The organism is Capsulimonas sp., from assembly GCF_039929585.1.
GTDB lineage: Bacteria > Armatimonadota > Armatimonadia > Armatimonadales > Capsulimonadaceae > Capsulimonas.
Genome location: NZ_JBDSQY010000351.1, coordinates 1 through 18,386 on the forward strand (window position 1 = coordinate 1; position 18,386 = coordinate 18,386).

17 protein-coding genes are annotated in these 18,386 nt (G+C 58.9%); 11 read left to right on the forward strand and 6 right to left on the reverse strand.

Translation table 11 applies throughout. The annotated features are described in order from the left end of the window. Nucleotides 1–73: 73 nt before the first annotated feature. Both ABIZ35_RS26950 and ABIZ35_RS26955 read right to left on the reverse strand, forming a co-directional pair. The gene (locus ABIZ35_RS26950; protein WP_348223036.1) at nucleotides 74–739 is read right to left on the reverse strand and encodes an NAD-binding protein; all 666 of its coding nucleotides are present in this window, start codon (nucleotides 737–739) and stop codon (nucleotides 74–76) included. A 15-nt stretch (nucleotides 740–754) separates the two neighbouring features. Next, on the reverse strand, nucleotides 755–1,291 hold the full coding sequence (locus ABIZ35_RS26955) for a TrkA family potassium uptake protein (RefSeq protein ID WP_348223072.1): 537 nt from the start codon (nucleotides 1,289–1,291) through the stop codon (nucleotides 755–757). A 158-nt stretch (nucleotides 1,292–1,449) separates the two neighbouring features. On the opposite strand from ABIZ35_RS26955, the gene ABIZ35_RS26960 reads away from it, so the two are divergent. The 8 genes from ABIZ35_RS26960 (at nucleotide 1,450) to ABIZ35_RS26995 (ending at nucleotide 7,736) form a co-directional block, all read left to right on the forward strand. Beyond that, on the forward strand, nucleotides 1,450–1,776 hold the full coding sequence (locus tag ABIZ35_RS26960; RefSeq protein ID WP_348223037.1) for an ATP-dependent Clp protease adaptor ClpS: 327 nt from the start codon (nucleotides 1,450–1,452) through the stop codon (nucleotides 1,774–1,776). After that, a complete protein-coding gene (locus ABIZ35_RS26965; protein ID WP_348223038.1) occupies nucleotides 1,773–3,038 on the forward strand; it encodes an aminotransferase class III-fold pyridoxal phosphate-dependent enzyme in 1,266 nt (421 codons plus the stop codon). The genes ABIZ35_RS26960 and ABIZ35_RS26965 overlap by 4 nt, the downstream gene beginning before the upstream one ends. A 107-nt stretch (nucleotides 3,039–3,145) precedes the next feature. Further along, on the forward strand, nucleotides 3,146–3,715 hold the full coding sequence (locus tag ABIZ35_RS26970; RefSeq protein ID WP_348223039.1) for a CAP domain-containing protein: 570 nt from the start codon (nucleotides 3,146–3,148) through the stop codon (nucleotides 3,713–3,715). A 33-nt stretch (nucleotides 3,716–3,748) separates the two neighbouring features. Beyond that, nucleotides 3,749–4,543, forward strand: coding sequence for a type III pantothenate kinase (locus ABIZ35_RS26975; RefSeq protein WP_348223040.1), 795 nt, complete (start codon nucleotides 3,749–3,751; stop codon nucleotides 4,541–4,543). 34 nt (nucleotides 4,544–4,577) lie between these two features. Next, entirely contained in the window at nucleotides 4,578–5,582 is a 1,005-nt protein-coding gene (dusB, locus tag ABIZ35_RS26980) for a tRNA dihydrouridine synthase DusB (protein WP_348223041.1), read from the forward strand. Continuing rightward, on the forward strand, nucleotides 5,579–6,523 hold the full coding sequence (locus tag ABIZ35_RS26985; RefSeq protein ID WP_348223042.1) for a hypothetical protein: 945 nt from the start codon (nucleotides 5,579–5,581) through the stop codon (nucleotides 6,521–6,523). The genes dusB and ABIZ35_RS26985 overlap by 4 nt, the downstream gene beginning before the upstream one ends. A gap of 21 nt (nucleotides 6,524–6,544) precedes the next feature. After that, nucleotides 6,545–7,456: a hypothetical protein gene (locus ABIZ35_RS26990; RefSeq protein ID WP_348223043.1), complete on the forward strand. Its 912-nt coding sequence runs from the start codon at nucleotides 6,545–6,547 to the stop codon at nucleotides 7,454–7,456. A gap of 22 nt (nucleotides 7,457–7,478) precedes the next feature. Further along, nucleotides 7,479–7,736, forward strand: coding sequence for a hypothetical protein (locus ABIZ35_RS26995; protein WP_348223044.1), 258 nt, complete (start codon nucleotides 7,479–7,481; stop codon nucleotides 7,734–7,736). Here the strand turns inward: ABIZ35_RS26995 and ABIZ35_RS27000 are convergent. From ABIZ35_RS27000 to ABIZ35_RS27015, 4 genes are all read right to left on the reverse strand, one after another. After that, the gene (locus ABIZ35_RS27000; protein WP_348223045.1) at nucleotides 7,659–8,123 is read right to left on the reverse strand and encodes a DUF5658 family protein; all 465 of its coding nucleotides are present in this window, start codon (nucleotides 8,121–8,123) and stop codon (nucleotides 7,659–7,661) included. The genes ABIZ35_RS26995 and ABIZ35_RS27000 overlap by 78 nt on opposite strands. 36 nt (nucleotides 8,124–8,159) lie before the next feature. Beyond that, complete coding sequence (recN, locus tag ABIZ35_RS27005; protein ID WP_348223046.1) at nucleotides 8,160–9,842, reverse strand: DNA repair protein RecN; 1,683 nt, start codon at nucleotides 9,840–9,842, stop codon at nucleotides 8,160–8,162. 261 nt (nucleotides 9,843–10,103) lie between these two features. Continuing rightward, nucleotides 10,104–10,982 carry an NAD(+)/NADH kinase gene (locus ABIZ35_RS27010; protein ID WP_348223047.1) on the reverse strand — a complete coding sequence of 293 codons (879 nt, stop codon included), beginning with the start codon at nucleotides 10,980–10,982 and terminating at the stop codon, nucleotides 10,104–10,106. Nucleotides 10,983–11,014: 32 nt separating this feature from the next. Next, the gene (locus ABIZ35_RS27015; protein WP_348223048.1) at nucleotides 11,015–12,457 is read right to left on the reverse strand and encodes a tetratricopeptide repeat protein; all 1,443 of its coding nucleotides are present in this window, start codon (nucleotides 12,455–12,457) and stop codon (nucleotides 11,015–11,017) included. Between the two features lie 294 nt (nucleotides 12,458–12,751). Here ABIZ35_RS27015 and glnA point away from each other — a divergent pair, with 294 nt between their 5' ends. The 3 genes from glnA (at nucleotide 12,752) to ABIZ35_RS27030 (ending at nucleotide 18,326) form a co-directional block, all read left to right on the forward strand. After that, nucleotides 12,752–14,170 carry a type I glutamate--ammonia ligase gene (gene glnA / locus ABIZ35_RS27020; RefSeq protein ID WP_348223049.1) on the forward strand — a complete coding sequence of 473 codons (1,419 nt, stop codon included), beginning with the start codon at nucleotides 12,752–12,754 and terminating at the stop codon, nucleotides 14,168–14,170. A 62-nt stretch (nucleotides 14,171–14,232) separates the two neighbouring features. Continuing rightward, nucleotides 14,233–14,763: an N-acetyltransferase gene (locus ABIZ35_RS27025; protein ID WP_348223050.1), complete on the forward strand. Its 531-nt coding sequence runs from the start codon at nucleotides 14,233–14,235 to the stop codon at nucleotides 14,761–14,763. 65 nt (nucleotides 14,764–14,828) lie between these two features. Further along, complete coding sequence (locus ABIZ35_RS27030) at nucleotides 14,829–18,326, forward strand: aspartyl protease family protein (RefSeq protein WP_348223051.1); 3,498 nt, start codon at nucleotides 14,829–14,831, stop codon at nucleotides 18,324–18,326. The last annotated feature ends 60 nt before the right edge of the window (nucleotides 18,327–18,386 follow it).

Consider the following 18,386-nt stretch of genomic DNA (forward strand, 5'->3'; position numbering starts at 1 on the left):
AATACCAATCCTATTCCGACTCCCCCTCTCCCAGAATTGGGAGAGGGGGCCGGGGGGTGAGGGCCGCGCGGTCTCAGTCGTGCACTTCCCCAAAAATGTCGCGCAATTGCTGTTCGTCATCGGCGTGGACCATCACAATGACGGTGTCGTCGTTTTCGAAGCGGGTATCGCCCTGCGGCAGCAGCGCGTTGTCGTTACGCACGATGGAGATGATGAGCGCGTTCTTATCGAGCGGTAGTTCGCTGATCGTGCGGCCCAGTACGGGAGAGCGCTCGGAGACAGTGATTGCGACAACTTCGATGTTGCCGTTTTTTAATGCGCCCAGCGGGATGACTTCGCCGGTTTCGATCTGCTGCTCTAAGAGATTAAAGATAATCTGCGTGCTGGAGACCGTGGTGTCGATGCCGAGCTGCTGGAAAAGCTGCTGATTGGCGGGATTGTTGACGCGGGCGACGGTGCGCGGCGTGGTGAACTTCTTTTTCGCCATCTGGCAGATGACAAGGTTGTCTTCATCGTCTCCGGTGACAGCGACAACCACGTCGGCGCGGCCGAAGCCGGCTTCGGCCATCAGACGCACTTCACAACCGTCCCCTTGAACCACCACATCGCCGAGCTCTTCGGTGAGCATTGCATAGCGGCGGCGGTCCTTTTCCATCAGCGCGACTTCATGACCTTCGGCAATCAGCTTTTTGGAAAGATAGTATCCGATCTTCCCACCGCCGACAATAATAATATACATCGTGACGCCTTTTTGCTAACCTATCTGCGCGGGATAATCGATGTCCCACGACTCAAGACGTTCCTGCCATTTGATCGATTCTTCGGTCTGCAGCACGGCCGCATGCAGCACTCCCGCCGCAATCGTGGTGGTGCACAGGGTCATGATCCCCATTTCGCGGTACGCCTGCGACCGGATGGGATCATAAATTCGAGCGTGGACTCGCGGGATCGCAAAGACCTGCTTTGCAATCTGCGCGGCCATAATATTCGTATTGTCACCCTGGGTCACGGCGATAAAGACATCCGCCTTCGCGATGCCCGCCTTGTCCATGGTGTCCCGGTCAAGACCGGTCCCGACAACGCGCTGGCCTTTGAACTTCGTTCCCAGACGACGAAACGAGTCACTGGTGAGATCGATCACCGTGACGTGATGGCCTTCCTGAGACAGCTGTTTGGCGAGTGTGGAGCCGACACGGCCACACCCTAAAATGACGACTTTCAGCGGAGAGGCGGTGGATAACGACATTGGCAAGAAACCTCCAACGCCAAGGAAGCGTTCAGCAGATAGGATACACGCTGGGTCCGTGCGATGTCAAGTCCGGACGCCGCGCGGAGCCTGTAATTTCACCGGTTACCACGAGCGCCTCATGCGGGTATAATGGACGCATATCTTCGTCTTTTTCTCGTCGGGCGGCGCGATTCGCCGCCGCGCATTTTGGAGAGTTTTGTATGTCCCAACGCATTGATCTGATGCCGGCCACCAAGCCGGCGGAAGAGATTACCGAGAGCCCGAACGAGCAGACGCAGCACAGCCCGCCGGAAACGGATAAGCCGCACGTCGTCATTGTTTACGATGACGATTGGCATTCGTTCGAGGATGTCGAAGTGCAGCTGCAAAAGGCGACGGCCTGCACGCTGGAGAAAGCCGAGGCGCTGGCGCGCGAGATCGACTCCACCGGACGCGCGATCGTCTTCGCCGGATCCGATGTCGAGTGTGAGCGTGTGGCGAGCGTCCTACGCGAGATCCGCCTTCAGGTGGAAACCGACCGCGCGTGACCTCCCCTCGCCTGCTGACGCCTATTCCCGGGCCCAAATCCCGGGATCTCGCCGCGCGCCTGCGCCGCTCCGAAAGCCCCAACGTCACCTACCTCGCCAACGACTTCCCCGTCTTTTGGGAAAGCGCCTCGGCATGCTGGGTCACCGATGTGGATGGCAATGTCTTTCTCGACCTCACCGCAGCTTTCGGCGTTGCCGGTGTCGGCCACAGCCATCCGGAGGTGGTCGCCGCGATCCAGCATCAAGCCACGCGTCTGATCCACGGCATGGGCGATGTTCATCCGTCGGACGTCAAAGTCTCCCTCTGTGAACGCATTGCCCAGCGCGTCCCTCTTCCAAGCGCCCAGGTGATCTTAGGGCTCAACGGCGGCGACGCCATTGAAGCGGCGCTCAAAACGGCGGCGCTGGCGACAAAGAGGCGAGGCGTTCTCGCCTTCGAAGGCGGATACCACGGCCTCTCTTACGGCGCGCTTGATGCAACGTTCCGGGACGACTTCAAAGCCCCGTTCCGGGCACAGCTCGGCGCCTTTACCACCCATCGACCCTACGGATGCTCGCGAGAGCAAATTGAGGCCGCGCTTGCGTCCCATGAAATCGGCGCCGTGCTGGTTGAGCCGATCCAGGGACGCGGAGGCATCGTTGTCCCGCCCGACGGCTGGCTGGCTGGCCTGCGCGAACTTTGCACCGCGCATGGCGCGCTGCTGATCTTCGATGAGATTTTCACGGGCTGGGGACGGACCGGCGATTGGTTTGCCTGCGAGCACGAAGAGGTCATCCCAGATGTTCTCTGTATCGGCAAGGCGATGGGGGGAGGGTTGCCGATCTCGGCGTGCGTCGCCGGACGCGACGTTATGTCCGCCTGGCCCATTTCCACGGGTGAAGCGCTCCATACCAGCACGTTTTTGGGCAATCCCCTCGCCTGCGCCGCCGCCCTCGCTGCGACGGACGTGATGGCGCGTGAGAACCTTCCCATGCGCGCCCGGGAAATGGGCGCGTATTTCACGCAGCAGCTACAAGCACTCCAAACGAGTTATCCAAACCGAATTGCGGAAGTGCGCGGGCGGGGCCTGATGCTCGGCCTCAAATTCTTCTCCACTGCCGATTCTCTAGATCTCGTGACGCGCGCGCTGCACTCGGGCCTGATCGTTCTGCCCGCCGGCGACGGCAGCGTGATCGAGTTTGTCCCACCGCTCGTCATCACGCGCGATGAGATCGACTGCGCTGTCGGTATCCTCAATCATCTCCTGCAATCTTCCCGATAACAAAACGCCGCCTGGTAGAAACACCGGTTTTCTTACGTGTCACTCCACCCCCGCCTTTCCCGTCCCGATAATTTCATTATCAGGCGATGGAAAGAAAGGGTGATGAGATGGACAGGAAAGGCATTGTGCTGGCGTTATCGTTTGTCTTAGCCGTGGGAGCATTTGCTCCAGCGGGATTCGCTGCGCCCAAGGCGTCCCTCAAGATGCTGACGAAGGCCGCCTCGTCCGATACCCCTAATTCCCGCGAAGCCGAGTTTATCCGATTGATCAACATCGACCGCGCCAAACATGGATTGGGCGCGCTTGCGCTTGACCCGGTGCTGATGGACACCGCGCGCCTTCACTCCCGCGACATGGCGGAGCGAGATTACTTCAGCCATCATTCTCCGGCCCCTGCGCCACGCACCCCGACCCTGCGTTACGTCGAAGATCTGAAAAATATCGGCGGCGTACAGCCAGAGTCGATGCTCGTTGGCGAAAACATCTACTATTGCAGCGTCTACACCAAAGATTTCGACGTCAAATACAGCCACAAGGCGCTGATGGATAGTCCCGGACATCGCGCTAATATTTTGGAGCCTCGCTATCAGAAGGTCGGCGTCGGCGTCTACGTCGATCCTATCGGCCAGTTCTACGTCACCGAAATGTTTCTGCGCGACACGACCGTCGGTTCTTAATGCGACGCGAGGCAGTGGCGGTATAATGTCCGCATGCTTCTTGTTATCGACGCCGGCAACACCAACGTCACCTTCGGCATTTACGAAGGCTCCCAGCTCATTACGCATTGGCGCATTCGCACCGAGCACGGCCGCACTGGCGATGAATACGCGGCGCTTCTCACCACGCTGTTTCAATCCGAGAAACTCAATTTTTCCGACATCGACGGCATCTGTATCGCAAGCGTTGTTCCCAGCGCAACCGTCGATCTGCGCCGCCTTGCCGAGCGCCACTTCCAGCATAACCCGCTGATCGTCTCCGGCGAAATCCCCATCGGCATCACGGTCAATTACCATCCCGTCACCGACATCGGCGCCGATCGCCTGGTGGACGCCGTCGCCGCCGTCCATAAATTCGGAGCGCCCTGCATCGTGATCGACTTTGGCACCGCGACCACGTTCAACGCGATCGCCGCCCCCGAACGGCCAGGCGATCCGCCCGTTTATCTCGGCGGCGCCATCTGCCCAGGGATCGCTCTCTCCGCCGAGGCGCTGTTCTCGCATGCGGCGAAGCTTGCCGCCGTGGAGATGATGCGCCCGCCACAGGCCATCGGCGCCAACACCGTCCACGCGCTCCAGTCGGGAATGCTCTTCGGCTACGCCGCCCAGGTAGATGGAATGGTCGCCCGATTTCGTGCGGAGATGAACGCTCCTGATTGCCCCGTGATCGCCACCGGCGGCCATGTCTCCGTTTTGATCTCTAAAGTCGGAACGAGCATCACCGCAAGCGATCCATTGCTGACGCTGGACGGCTTGCAGCTCGTGTACGCACATAATCAATCCATTTAGACGCACATTCGCAATCGGGTATAATAATCGCATCATGTCTTTGATCCAAACATCGCCGCTGCGGCCGCTTCAGATCGGGCCGATCACGATCGACACGCCGCTGGTGCTCGCCCCCATGGCCGGCGTCACTTCCCATGCGTTTCGCCTGCTCTGCAAGCAGTACGGCGTCGGTCTGGTCGTCACCGAACTGCTCTCCTCTCATGCGATCCATTACAAGAACGCAAAGACGTTCGGCATGTTCGACTGGAACGACGCCGAGCGCCCCGTGTCCGTGCAGCTCTTCGGCGGCGACCCGGCGATGATGGCGGAAGCGGCGCAGGTTGTGGAAGCCGCCGGCGCGGATATCGTCGATCTGAATATGGGATGCTGGGTACCGAAGGTCGCGAAAACCGGCGCGGGGGCCACACTGCTCAAAGACGTTTGCCTCGCGCAGAGCGTCGTCAAAGCGATGGTCGACGCCGTAAAAATTCCGGTGACGGTGAAGATTCGCTCGGGATGGGATTCCAAGCAGTTGACCGGCATTGAGTTCGCCCAGCGAGCGCAGGACGCTGGCGCGGCCGCCATCGCCGTGCACGCGCGCTTTGCGAGCCAGGGCTTTACCGGACACGCCGACTGGTCGATCATTCGCCGAGTCAAGGACATCGTGACCATCCCCGTCATCGGCAACGGCGACGTAGAGACGGCCGAAGACGCCAAGCGGATGTTTGAGGAGACGGGCTGCGACGCCGTCATGATCGGACGCGCCGCAATGGGCAACCCCTGGATCTTCGCCGACGTCAAGCACTTCCTGACCACCGGCGAGCATCTGCCGCCCCCTACCCTGGATGAGCGGATCACTGCATCCCTGTTCCATATGACAACCATGGCCGCCGATCCGCACGTCGGCGAGGAGCGGGCCGTCAAGGAGATGCGCGGCTTGATCACGCACTACTTCAAGGGCTTCAACGGAGTCTCGGCGCTCCGCGCCCTGCTCGTCAAAGCCAACAGCATCCAGGAAGTCACCGATCTATTGCATCATGAGAGGCGAAAAAGCGCATGATCACTGAGCCAAAGATCGATCAAACCACGCCTGAACCAACCGCGCCGTCGGGCAAATGGATGCAGCAAGCCTTGATTGCTGGCGCCGTTTACTTTGTCTTCAATTTTGTATTACCAAAAATTCACGTTGACTACGCCCGTATTCCCAGCTGGGCAGCGCTCGTTCTGGTAGCCACATCGACAATAGCGTTCATGCTGCTGCAGTTGTGGGTTCCGCGCACAATCGTCGCGATGGAGTGGCCCGCAAAGAAAAATGTGATCGGAGCGCTAGTATTCGGCGCCGTTTGGGCAATTATTACGTTTGTCCATCCCATTCCGTTCGTCGGACGCTGCCTTCGCGGCCTCACACTCACGGTCTCACTGGCATTTTTTGGCATTCTGCTGTCAAGGATCGTTCGTGAAGCCAAGATGCTGCTGCCTATAGCGCTTGTCGCCATGATCATTGATGTCGTCGGCGCCATGACGCCGATTGGATTCACCAACAACGCAATCCAGCAAAACCAGCCTGTAATACAGCCATTTCTGGTTCCCATGCCTACCGTGGGCGTATTGCATACACTCTCTTATGTCGGCCCGGGAGATGCGCTCTTTATTGCCTTCTTTTTCGGAATCGTCCAGCGGAACCGATTGAATATGGCCGGTACATTTTGGCTAATGTTCGGACTCCTCGCGGCGTCTATGCTGGCGGTACTGGCGGATATCGGCAATATCGCGGCGCTTCTGCCGATGGGAATTGCCGTGATTGCGGCGAATATTCGCTACTTTAAATTTGATCGCTCCGAAGTATTTGCAATGATCTACGCAGGCGTTCTGGCTATCGCGGTCACGATAGCCTTTTTCGTTTACACTCATACGCATGTATTTAAGAAGCGTCTACCCGTATCTCCATCACCTGGATCTACTCTCACTCCGAATAACACGTCGGGTCCCAAGACGAATTAAACACGAGAGGTTACGGAACGAATGACCACTAGTCCAAGGTTTCGCCGATTTACTCTCGCCGCCGTCAAAGAGAACCCGTGGCCGTATCGCGCGCTGATATTTTCCCTTATCTATGTCGCCTTTGATTGCCTCGTGCCGCTGGTTCATATCGATCCCAGGCATCTCTCCCAATTACAAATCGCGGCGCTAGTCATTATTTCCACGCTCGCCTTTATGCTGCTGCAAATGGCGATCCCACGGGCGATTGTCGGCATGCGGCTGCCGGTGCGGCAATCCGTCGTCGGAGTAGCGCTTTGCGCGCTGATCTGGTGGCTTTGCCTAGTAGTGCATATCCCCTATCGCGAGATGCCTCACAATATCGCGGTTGCGGTGTACCTCTTAGATCAAGCCCTCGTCGGTCTGTCATTGACGATTGCGCTCGCGTTTCTGGGAATGATGTTATCGGTCATCGTGAAAGAACCGAAACTACTCCTACCGATCGCGCTGGTGATCATGGCGATTGACGTCGTGGGAGTCATGACAAATATCGGCTTCACAGCAAACACGATTGCACGGCATCCCGAAGTCGTGCAAAGAGTGTCCGTCGCCATGCCCTCCGTGGGAGGGTTGCACCCCATCGCATTCGTCGGGCCAGGCGATGCGCTATTCATTCCGTTCTTCTTCGGAATTGTCGAGCGATTACGGCTGAACATGCGCGGGACATTCTTTACAATGTACGGCTTACTTGCACTCGCGATGATCCTGGCGCTGGCGAGAGTCGGAAATATCCCGGCTCTTTTCCCAATGGGAATCGCGATCGTGCTGGCAAATTCGAAATATTTTAAATTTGATCGTTCGGAAGTCTTTGCGATGATCTATGTAGGAGGATTGGCGGCCGCCGCCGTGCTCGGCTTCTTCTTATTCACGCACACGCACCTGTTTCACGGACATTAGATATTAGACAAAGGAATACAAAATGGAAACACAAACAAACACGGAAAAGCGCCGCGTTCTGCTGCTGGAGACGGACGAACGGCCGGGGCTCGTCGCGGCCTTGGCGGCGGAATGCGCGGCGCAAAATGTGTCGCTGGAGATTACAACGGGACCGGAGCACGTTTTGATTACGTTTACCGCCGATGACGCGCGGGTCGATTCCCTAACCGTCGCTCTGCGGAACGTTCCCGGGGTGACTGGGGTTTCGCCGTATCGAGTGTTTACGCTTGCTCGGGTCTAGTGAATCGAGGGCGTGCGAGTTCGCGGGAGCGCCGATACTGATCTCTTCCGGGTCGGCGGGCTTCGGGTACAGGTGCGTGGTGATCAGGAAACATTCCCAGAAGACCACGAGCAAGTAGACAAGGCAGCCGGCGGTAATAATGATGCGCGACTTGCGAATGCTGCTCAGCGAGATGCCTTCGCACGCCAGAACGACAACCAAAACGAGCAAGAATTTATAGATTGCAAAGCCGGCCAGACCGTAATGCTCCATGATGAAGACGGCGATCCCGTTGGCTTCGTCGCCATGCAGCCGGAAAATCAGCCCCGTCAAAAACAGATCGAACATGTTCAGCAGAAGAAACCCCAGGTATTCCTGGGCGAGAAGAACATCCTTTTTAAAAAACATAGCGGCGCTCCCTTGCTCTTCCTCTCGTAACGACGTTTAACGGGCGGTCAGCATGTCTTTGGCGTGCTGCACGACCGCTTCCGTTCTTCTGCTTCCCCCCAGCATGCGGACAATCTCGTCCACACGCTGCTCCGACGAAAGCGGCGCGACGGTGACGGAGGTTCGGCCCTCCGCGACATTCTTCTCAATATAGAAATGATCGCCGGCGCGCGACGCGATCTGCGCAAGATGCGTGATGCACAGGATCTGCGATTCCCGTCCCAACGCCTCCAGCTTTTCCCCGAGAACCTGCCCGGTGCGGCCACCAACACCCACGTCGATCTCGTCGAAGATCATCGTCGGCATCCCACCCTCGCGCACGATGACGGACTTCATCGCCAGCATGATCCGCGACATTTCTCCGCCCGACGCAATCTTCGCCAGCGGACGCAGCGGCTCGCCCGGATTAGGCGACAGCAGGAACTCGATATGATCGGCCCCTTTGCTCGTGATCGCCTGCGGTTCAATGCTGACTTCGAACTTTGTCGCCGTCATGCCCAGATCGCCCAGCTCGGCGGCGATCTTCGAGGCAAAATCCTGCGCGCCTTTTTTGCGGGCTGAGGTCAGACGCGCGGCCACTTTTGTCAGATCCTTCTCGCCCTGCTCGATCCGCGCCGTCAGATCGGCTTCCCGCTCCTCGGAATTCTCCAGGTGGTCCAGCTTTTCGCGTAGCTCGGCGCCGTAAGTGAGAATCTCCTCGACAGTATCCCCATATTTGCGCTTGAGCGTTCGGATTAAATTAAGCCTGGTCTCGATCTCCTCCAGCCGCTCCGGATCGTACTCGATCGCTTCCTGGTAGCTGCGCAGTTCGTGGGCGCCGTCCTCCAAATAAGAAAGCGCCCCCTGGATCATCTCGACGACGGGAGCGAGGGTCTCATCCATGCCGCTCGCGTGCTCGACGGACGCCAGAGCGGCGTTCACTAAATCCAAAGCGCCTTTGCCGCTGTCTTCCCCCGTCAAGTAGGCGTGCGCCTCGGCGGCGGCCGTCGCAAGCTTTTCGGCGTTGGCGATCCGTGTACGCTCCGCAGCAAGATCGTCTTCCTCGCCGGCGACGAGGCTCGCCGAATCGATCTCATCCTGCTGAAACCGGTAAAGATCGAGCGTGCGGGTACGCTCGCGCGCATCGCCGCGCAGACGCTCCAGATCACGCCGCAGCGTATTCAGCTCGGTCACACGGCTCGCGACATCACCACGCAGCGCCAGCACGGATTTGCCCAGCCATTTGTCCAGAACATCCACATGGCGATCGGCGGCGAGAAGCGATTGGTGCTCGTGCTGCCCATGGACATCGACCAGGTTTTCGCCGACTTCTTTCAGCGTCGAAACCGGCATCAGACGTCCGTTGATACGGCACTGCGATTTGCCGCTGCCGCGCCGCAGCTCGCGGGTGATCAGCAGCACCGCCTCGTCGTCGGTCTCCAGTCCGAGTTCCGCGATCTTCTCCCGGACGGCCGGCGGTTCGCCTGAAATATCGAATACGGCTTCCACCACCGACCGATCCGCACCCGTGCGGATCAGATCGTTCGCGTTCGCCCGCTCGCCGAGGACCAATCCCAGCGCGTCGATGATAATAGATTTCCCGGCGCCCGTTTCTCCGGTCAAGACATTCAGCCCCGCGCCGAAGGTCAGCGACAGCCGGTCGATCAGGGCGAAGTTTTCAATATGCAATTCCTGAAGCATTCACACTCCTGGGTTCAGAATAACAAGAAGCCGGCGGTTACGCGTTTTGCCGATTTGATAGCGCAAAAGCTTCGATAGCCGGCGGTTAAAACCGCGCCTAGAAGTGCACGATGTCCACCTGCGTGGACTCCAAAAACGCATTCGTAAACGTTCTCTGGAGTGCCCGGAGGGGCACATTGTGCACTTCTAGGCGCGAATTTATTCGCCGGCTTCTTTTGCTCTCGCAAGCGAGGTTCCTTTGATCATCGGGCCGCTGGCCCCTTAATACACCATCCGCTCGCCCCAGCGCAGTTTGCTCTGAAGCTTGTCGTAAAAATCCGCGCCGCCGACGTTGAGCAGACGCGCGGGGTAGGGAGACCGGCGGACTTTGATCTCGTCACCGGTGAGCAGTGGGAAGCCGACTTGGCCGTCCACTGTCACACGCACCATATCCTGCGGGTCGCGCTCCACCACAATGGTGATCTCGGCGTCTTCAGGGACAAGTAATGCGCGCGCCGTCAGGGTATGCGGGCAGATCGGCGTCACAAGGATCGTCTGCATGCTCGGATGAACGAGCGGACCGCCTGCGGAAAGCGAGTAAGCCGTGGAGCCGGTAGGCGTCGCGATAATGATCCCGTCGGCGGCGTAGGTCGTGACGTACTTCCCGTTGACGGACATACGCAGGTGCAGCACGCGGGACAAAGGACCGTTCGCAATCACGACATCGTTCAGCGCGAACGCGGAGGCTTGATCCTCTTCGTCGGAACCGCGCAGGGACTCGCAGTGCAGCATCATGCGTTCGTCGACAGTGAAACCACCGTCGAGCAGCGCATCCAGCGCCATATTCAGGTCGTCGGGAGCGACTTCCGTAAGAAATCCGAAGCGGCCCAGATGAATAGGCAGCATCGGCGTGCCCTTGGAGGCGCATTCACGGGATGTCGCCAGGATCGTGCCGTCCCCGCCCATGACCAGCACCGCGTCGGCGTCGGTCACATGGCTGTCGCTCAGGCCACGCTGGGAATCGCCGATGTAGTCCGCGACATGGTGCTGCACAAGGACAGACACCCCCCGAGCGCGTAGATATTCATCGGCGGCCCTGGCGACGTCGAGCGCGGCGTCTTTCCCCGCATTCGCCATGATGCCGATTGTTCGCATGAACATAGGTTTGAAGCATCCGTTTCGAACGTGAGGATCTATTTTTTGCCGAAGCGCGCGACGTTCTCGCGCGCTTCCTTAAGATTTGGGTCGATCAGAACGGCCTTACGGTAGGCAGCCAGCGCTACCGTATTTCTACCTTGTTTTTCATAAACGACCCCAAGATTATTTTGCGCGATGGCGTTCTTTGGATCCGCATCGAGGGCGGCCTGGAATGCGGCGATCGCAGTGACCAAGTCTCCCAGCGCCTCGTGCGCCAGTCCACGGCTGTTCTGGGCGATGGAATTGCGCGGCGCGGCCTTTGCAGCGGAATCGTAAAGCGTGACGGCGTCCAAATAGTTCTTTTGTGCGTAATAAAGATCCGCCAGCGCCAGTTTGATATCAACATTGTCTGGCTTGATCTCCAGCGCCGTCTTGAGCTCGGCCTTCGCCTTTGCGTAATCGCTCTGGCGCGTGTAAATATCCGCCAGAGCCACATGCGGCTCCACCTCATCCGGCGCGGCGTCGGCGGCTTGATTGAGCAATGCGATCGCTTCCTCCGTCTTGCCGGCTTCCCCGAGCGCAACGGCCAAATTGAGCGTCGTCGTTTTATCGCCGGGCTTTACTTCCAGCGCCTTGCGGTACGCGTTGATCGAGCCCAGCAGATCGCCGCTGCGTGACTGCACGATCGCGAGGTTGAACCATGCGGCGAACTCTTTCGGTCGCAGTCGCGACGCGACCTGAAATTCCTTAACCGCTTCCGGCTGCCGGTTGGTGGCGGCGTACGCTTCGCCAAGGGCAAAGTGCGCGGGATACTTGTGCTCCGTCCCCAGGGCCACGGCGCGCTGCAGCGCGCCGATCGCCTTCCCGGTGTCTCCGGTCTGCTGATAGAGAAGCCCGGCGTTCAGCCATGCCGTCGAGTTTTTGGGGTCGATCGCCGCGGCGCTGCGGTAGGCGTCCGCCGCCGGAGCGAAACGATCGGTCTTTTCCAGCGCGTAACCAAGATTGATGTAGGCGGGAGCCGACGGCTGCCGCGCGATGGCCGATTGATATTCCTTGATGGCGGCCGGATACTGCTCCAGCTTCGCGTAGGCGTTGCCAAGGTTGAAGTGCGCCTGACCGCTCGCGGGAGCTGCGGCGACGACGATCTTGTATTCGGAAACGGCGGAGTCCGTTTGTCCCGCCAACAAATAGGCGGCGCCCAGGTTGTTGTGGGCAGAGTAATCCTTGGGAGTAATGGCGACGGCTTGCTTGAGATGCGTAATGGCGTCGATCGCGTTGTTATTTTTCAGATAGATGTAACCGAGCAGACCGTGCGCCGGACCGTTTTGAGGATTGCTGGCGAGGTATTGCTTGAGCTCACTCTGTGCGGCGACGAGATTGCCGGCTTTATAATCCTTCACTCCCTGCTGATATATCTGCGCGGCGTCCGGCGCCGCAAAGAGCGCGGAGGCGGTCGCCAGAACGAGGGCCGGTATGAGTATTGCGTTCCGTTTCTTCAACAGTGTCTCGCTCCAGGTATAAATGATAGGTAATTATAGCAGAATCATGCACACGAATAACGCAATTGGCGCCTCTTGACAAACCGTTCCTCAGATCAGTATACTGACACCGAGTTTGAGATGGCGCCCTCTAAAAATAGAGAACACCGACGTTCCTGTTGCGGCCCAGCGCGATGCTCTAATTTGAGTCGCGCCCCGCGTCAGGGACTTTTTTTGTGTCCGCCGTCAATCCCCACTGTCCATTCCGAAGATGTGTAAGTTCGAAAACTAAAGCTAAGGAGACATGATCCCCAGATGGCAAAAACAGCCAAAGATGTTCTGAACCTGATCAAAGAGAAGGAATTGAAGTTCGTCGACGTGAAGTTCGTCGACGTGCCCGGCACCTGGCAGCACTTCACCCTTCCGGCCCACCGATTTACCGAGGATAACTTCACCGAAGGCATGCCGTTCGATGGCTCCTCCGTGCGCGGCTTCCAGACGATCGACGAGTCGGACATGCTCCTGGTCCCCGATCCGGACAGCGCGATCATCGATCCCTTCACCGAAATCCCCACCCTGTCGATCATCGCCGATGTCGAGGATCCGATCACCCGCGAAAAATATCCTCGCGACCCGCGCAACATCGCCAAGAACGCCGAGGCTTACCTGACCTCCACCGGTATCGCCGATACGGTCTACCTGGGACCGGAAGCCGAGTTCTACGTCTTCAATGACATCCGTTACGGCCAGACGGCGAACACCGGTTTCTACGCGATTGACTCCGATGAAGCTGCCTGGAACACGGGACGCGACGAGAAGCCGAACCTCGGCTACAAGATGCGCACCAAGGAAGGCTACTTCCCCGTGCCGCCGTCCGACACCCTTTCCGACCTGCGCGGTGAGATGGTTATGACCCTTCTCGAAGCCGGCGTCGAAGTCGATGTTCACCACCACGAAGTCGGCAACGCCGGCCAGGGTGAGATCGGCCTCAAGTACAACACGCTCGTGAAGATGGCGGATCACCTCCTTCTGCACAAGTACATCGTCAAGAACGTCGCCGCCCAGAACGGCTACACCGCCACGTTCATGCCCAAGCCCATCTTCCAGGATAACGGCTCCGGCATGCACACCAGCGTCTCGATGTGGAAGAACGGCACGAACGTTTTCTTCGATGAGAAGGGCTATGGCGGCCTGTCCGAGACGGCCATCTACTACATCGGCGGTATCCTGAAGCACGCCAACGCGCTCCTCGCCTTCGGCGCGGCGTCCACCAACTCCTACCGCCGCCTGGTGCCGGGTTACGAAGCCCCGATCAACCTGGTCTACTCGGCCCGCAACCGCTCGGCCGCGATCCGCATCCCCGTCACGCAGAACCCCAAGGCCAAGCGTGTCGAGTTCCGCGCTCCGGACCCGACGGCCAACCCGTACCTGCTGTTCTCCGCGCTGGTCATGGCGGGCATCGACGGTATCCAGAACAAGATCATGCCTCCGCCCCCAGTCGACAAGGACATCTACGAACTGGCCCCTGAAGAGAAGGCCGGCATCGCGCAGACCCCTGGCTCCCTGGCCGAGTCGCTCGACGCGCTGGAAGCCGACCACGAGTTCCTGCTCAAGGGCGACGTGTTCACCAAGAGCCTGATCGAGACCTACATCGACTACAAGCGAGTTCGTGAAGTGGAAGGCGTCGCCCTGCGACCCCATCCGTACGAGTTCTACCTGTACTACGACTGCTAGGATTTACTTCAAGAACAGCCCGCGCTTCATACGAAGCGCGGGCTGTTTTTATTAAGGCCTTTATGCAAGTTATCATCCGTCAAGAAAACCCAGAGGATCGTCCTGCTGTTGCGGAAATGATAAAATCCGCATATCAAGATGTGGGTTACAGCAATCACCGAGAGCAGTTCATGGTGGAGCGGCTCAGAAAATCAGACGCTTTCATCCCGCGATTATCGCTTGTGGCGGAAGTCGATCATGAAATCGCGGGGCATATCATGCTGACGAAGATCTTGATCCATAACCAGGAACAGTCGATGGTGTCACTTGCTCTGGCGCCGCTTTCGGTTGCGCCCGAGTTTCAGGGGAAAGGAGTGGGCGGCAAGTTAGTCGCCGAAGCCCATCGGCTTGCTAAAGAATTGGGATATCGGTCTGTGATCGTATTGGGGCCTGCCAAATACTATCCCAGATTCGGGTATGAGCTGACGAAAAAACATGGTATTGAATTGCCCATTGACGTTCGTGAAGAGAACTGCATGGTTATTTCTCTCGTCGAAAACGGATGGTCGGAACTGACCGGTAGAGTTGAGTATTCGAAAGAATTCTTTGAGTAGCTGACGCCGCGCATAGCCGCCGGATCCACGCACGGCGTTAAATAGATATCTGGTACAATAATCACGTGAAATATGCAATCCTCGCGCGTATCGCGCCATCTGTGCTTTTGTTCGCCTCGCTCGCCGCTCCTGCGGTGTACGCGGCCCCTGCCCCCTCGCAAGAATCACTTTCGTCCATTCTCGCCAAACACGCAAAGGCGGTGATCGTTCCCGGCGCCAAGACTGCGGACGGCGATGAGCAGACGACTTACACGATCAGCGCCGGCGGTTTGACCGGATCTCTCCAGGAAACGCATGCGAAGCCGCATAAGATGCGTGTGGATATGATCCTGGGACCGCTGCATGAGACGACCGCCGACAACGGAGTGACCAGCTGGCAGCAGGACAGCACGGGCAACGTGCGCGTCGTGCGCGGGGCGGAGCAGACTGAGAACCGGGCGGCGGCGTCGTTTTCCCTGGAATCGTACGACCCGATCAAGGACGCCAAAAAGGGTAAGGTGACGCTGCATCGGCAGCGCGAGCCGAGGACCGGGGCCTTTATTATCGATGTCGCGCCGACCGGCGGAACGTCGCAAACGATCTATCTCAACCCCAAGACCTATTTGATCAGCAAGATCATCGCGCATACGGGATCCGTGACCGGCACGGTGGCGATCCGTTCCTATAAAGCGATCCGGGGAGAGCGTCTCCCCGCCGTGCTGGATATTAGCTACGCCGGCCTTCCCTTCACCGTGCGCGCCGAACTGAAGTCTTCGGAGCGTCTCTCCAAAACCGATCCGACGATCTTTGAAGTCCCGGATTCGGCGAAGGATTTTGAGTTCCTGAAGTCGGCGACGGACAAATCGGTCGAGGTTCCCTTCACATTCGATCAGGGCGAGGTCGTCGTCGCCGCGACCATCAACAATCACCCGGTCCGCCTGCTGGTCGACAGCGGCGCCGGCACGAGCTTTATCACAGGCAAGTCGGCGGACGCCATCGGTTTGAAGCCGCAAGGCGAAATGGCGGCGGTCGGCTACGGCGGATCGGCGTCGAGCGGGATCGCGACCAAAGCCACGATCGAGCTGCCGGGGCTGGCGCGGATCAAAGGCCAGCTCGTCTACGTGATCAAGGACCCGAAGATCGCCCAAGCGCTTAACGACCGCGCGCAGGTGGACGGCGCCCTCGGCTACGATCTCTTCGCCCGGTTCCGTGTTCGGATCGATTATGACAAGAAGGTCCTGACGCTCACCGATTACTCCGTTCCCTTCGCCTCCGCGCCCGGCGCGACGAAGTGGGCGATCCGGCTTCTCAACAAAACGCCCGTGGCGACCGCGACCGTGGACGGAACCCACACAGGAAAGTTCCTGGTGGACACCGGCGATACGGGCGCAGTCCATCTTTACACCAAATTCGCGCGCAAGAGCGGTCTCCTCGCCACCGCCTCCACACCCGGCGCCCGGGCTCGCATGGGCCTCGGTATCGGCGGCGCCGTCAATGAAACGCTCACCGACGGCCACACGCTGACGATCAACAAAGTCAGGCTCCAAGATGTCTCCATTGCGACGATCAGCGGCGCCGGCGTCTCCGATATGTCCGACCTTGCCGGCGGCGTCGGCGGCGACGTGCTGAGCCGCTTCCACGTCACGTTTGACTATCCCGAGCTGATGATCGTACTGGAGCCCAACTCTTCAGCCGGGCCGACCAAAGAAGTTCAGGGCATCCCTGTAAAAGCCGATGCAGCGCCCGTCGCGACTCCCACGCCGCCACTCCTTCCGGCGACAACCGCCCTGACACTGGATGACGTGCTGAAGCGCCATATCCAGGCGATGGGCGGCGAGGAAGCGCTGCGCGCGGTCCACAGCACGCGGATACACGCAACAATCGATACCGGCGGCGAAATCGGTGCGCTGACGACGATGTTCGAAGAGCCCGGACGTGAGTATGAAGAGGACCAGATCGGCATTCTCAATGTCAAGCAAGGCTACGATGGCGACACCGCATGGCGGCGGGACAGCAACGGCAATACGCGCCTTCTGACGGGCGATGAGATCAAGGATATTCGCAATCAGGTCTTCTTCGACACCAACTCCTACGCCTTCACGGATCGGCTGCCCGGCAAGCGTACGCTGCGCCCGGCGCGGGAAACAGGAACGGGAAATTACATCGTCGATGTGTCGCCCGAAGGCGGCAAGCCCAGCACGCTGTTCTTCGACCCGGTCAGCTTTCTGATCGTCAAGGAACAGCACAGCAACGACGACGTGACTTCCGTGACGACGTTTTCGGACTTTGTGAAGATTGGCAGCGTGCTTTACCCGCGCAAGCAGCATATCACCAACGGCAACGCACGCTACGATGTGGACATTGTGGCGACGAAGATCGAGAATAATGTCGATCTGGCCGATACACTCTTTACGCTGCCGACTGTATCGAAGAACTACACATTCCTGAAGCCTGGAGCAACCTCGGCGACGATCCCCTTTGTCTTCGACGACGGCGCGATCGGCTTCAAGGTGCGCATCAACGGCAAATCGGTCATGCTGCTGCTGGATAGCGGCGCCAGCGGGATCGCGCTCAGTCAAAAGGCGGCGAAGAAGCTAGGCTTGAAGCAAGGCGGATTTCTGGAGGCGCGCGGTTACGGAGGCTCGACCGATCTGCGCCCCGTGCAGATCGACAGTCTGGAAATCCCAGGCGCGGTCAAGCTGACCAAAATCACCGCCGTGGCAGTGAACCTGCCGATGGAGCTGGATCAGTTTCTTGGCCAGCCTGTCGCGGGGTTCGTTGGGTACGATCTGCTCTCGCGCTTCGTCGTTCGTATTGATTTTGCGCATCGCAAGCTCACGTTTGTCGAGCCGGGCGCTTTTCAGGCGGCGGCGTCCGATGGCGATCCTATCGCGATCGCCTTGGAAGACGATATTCCCAACACCACGGCTCAGCTGGACAACCTGCCTCCCGCGCGCTATTTGATCGACACCGGCGACGTCGCGGCGCTGCGCTTTTATGGCCCCTACGTCCAGCAAAAGGGTTTGGCGAAAAAGTATCCGAAGGGAATGATCACCTCGGGCGGCGGCATCGGCGGGCTTTCCGAATCCCGCCAAGTTCGGATCAACAGCTTCACCATCGGCGGGAATAAGCTGACCGGCGTGCCGGCGGACTTTTCGCTCGACACCAAAGGCGGCGCCTCGCAGCTGAATGCGGGATCGATCGGGTCGGGCCTGCTTTCGCGCTTTACCGTCACGTTCGATTATTCCAAGAGCCAGATCTATCTTGGCCGCAATACGGGGAGCTTAAAGCCGTTCAATACGCGAACGACCGGCGCGGGGCTCTCGTCGAGCCTGGATGTTGACGGCAAACCACACTTCTTCATTGACTCGGCGATGCCCGAAGCGCCGATCGCCAAAGCGGATATCTCGCCGGCGGACGAGCTTCTGAAGATCGACGGCCAGCCGATGACGAAACTGGGCCTTACCCGCGCCCGCGAAATTCTGTCCAATTACCAGGGGAAACCCGCCGCGACCTTGATCTTCCGAACGCCTCATGGCCGGCTGAAAACGATCCGGGCAGAATTTTTCGATCCACTGCAATAAATTATCGGGAATGTCCTGCGGCCGTGAGTTTTGTTCCACGGTGAGGCTGGGTACATTCGA

Bases quoted from the DNA above. Each gene is read 5' to 3' on its own strand.
- recN (WP_348223046.1), bottom strand. From the start codon at position 9,842: ATGCTTCAGGAATTGCATATTGAAAACTTCGCCCTGATCGACCGGCTG.
- ABIZ35_RS27010 (WP_348223047.1), bottom strand. From the start codon at position 10,982: ATGTTCATGCGAACAATCGGCATCATGGCGAATGCGGGGAAAGACGCC.
- ABIZ35_RS26950 (WP_348223036.1), bottom strand. From the start codon at position 739: ATGTATATTATTATTGTCGGCGGTGGGAAGATCGGATACTATCTTTCC.
- ABIZ35_RS26970 (WP_348223039.1), top strand. From the start codon at position 3,146: ATGGACAGGAAAGGCATTGTGCTGGCGTTATCGTTTGTCTTAGCCGTG.
- ABIZ35_RS27025 (WP_348223050.1), top strand. From the start codon at position 14,233: ATGCAAGTTATCATCCGTCAAGAAAACCCAGAGGATCGTCCTGCTGTT.
- ABIZ35_RS26975 (WP_348223040.1), top strand. From the start codon at position 3,749: ATGCTTCTTGTTATCGACGCCGGCAACACCAACGTCACCTTCGGCATT.
- ABIZ35_RS26960 (WP_348223037.1), top strand. From the start codon at position 1,450: ATGTCCCAACGCATTGATCTGATGCCGGCCACCAAGCCGGCGGAAGAG.
- ABIZ35_RS26990 (WP_348223043.1), top strand. From the start codon at position 6,545: ATGACCACTAGTCCAAGGTTTCGCCGATTTACTCTCGCCGCCGTCAAA.
- dusB (WP_348223041.1), top strand. From the start codon at position 4,578: ATGTCTTTGATCCAAACATCGCCGCTGCGGCCGCTTCAGATCGGGCCG.
- ABIZ35_RS27000 (WP_348223045.1), bottom strand. From the start codon at position 8,123: ATGTTTTTTAAAAAGGATGTTCTTCTCGCCCAGGAATACCTGGGGTTT.
- glnA (WP_348223049.1), top strand. From the start codon at position 12,752: ATGGCAAAAACAGCCAAAGATGTTCTGAACCTGATCAAAGAGAAGGAA.
- ABIZ35_RS26995 (WP_348223044.1), top strand. From the start codon at position 7,479: ATGGAAACACAAACAAACACGGAAAAGCGCCGCGTTCTGCTGCTGGAG.
- ABIZ35_RS26985 (WP_348223042.1), top strand. From the start codon at position 5,579: ATGATCACTGAGCCAAAGATCGATCAAACCACGCCTGAACCAACCGCG.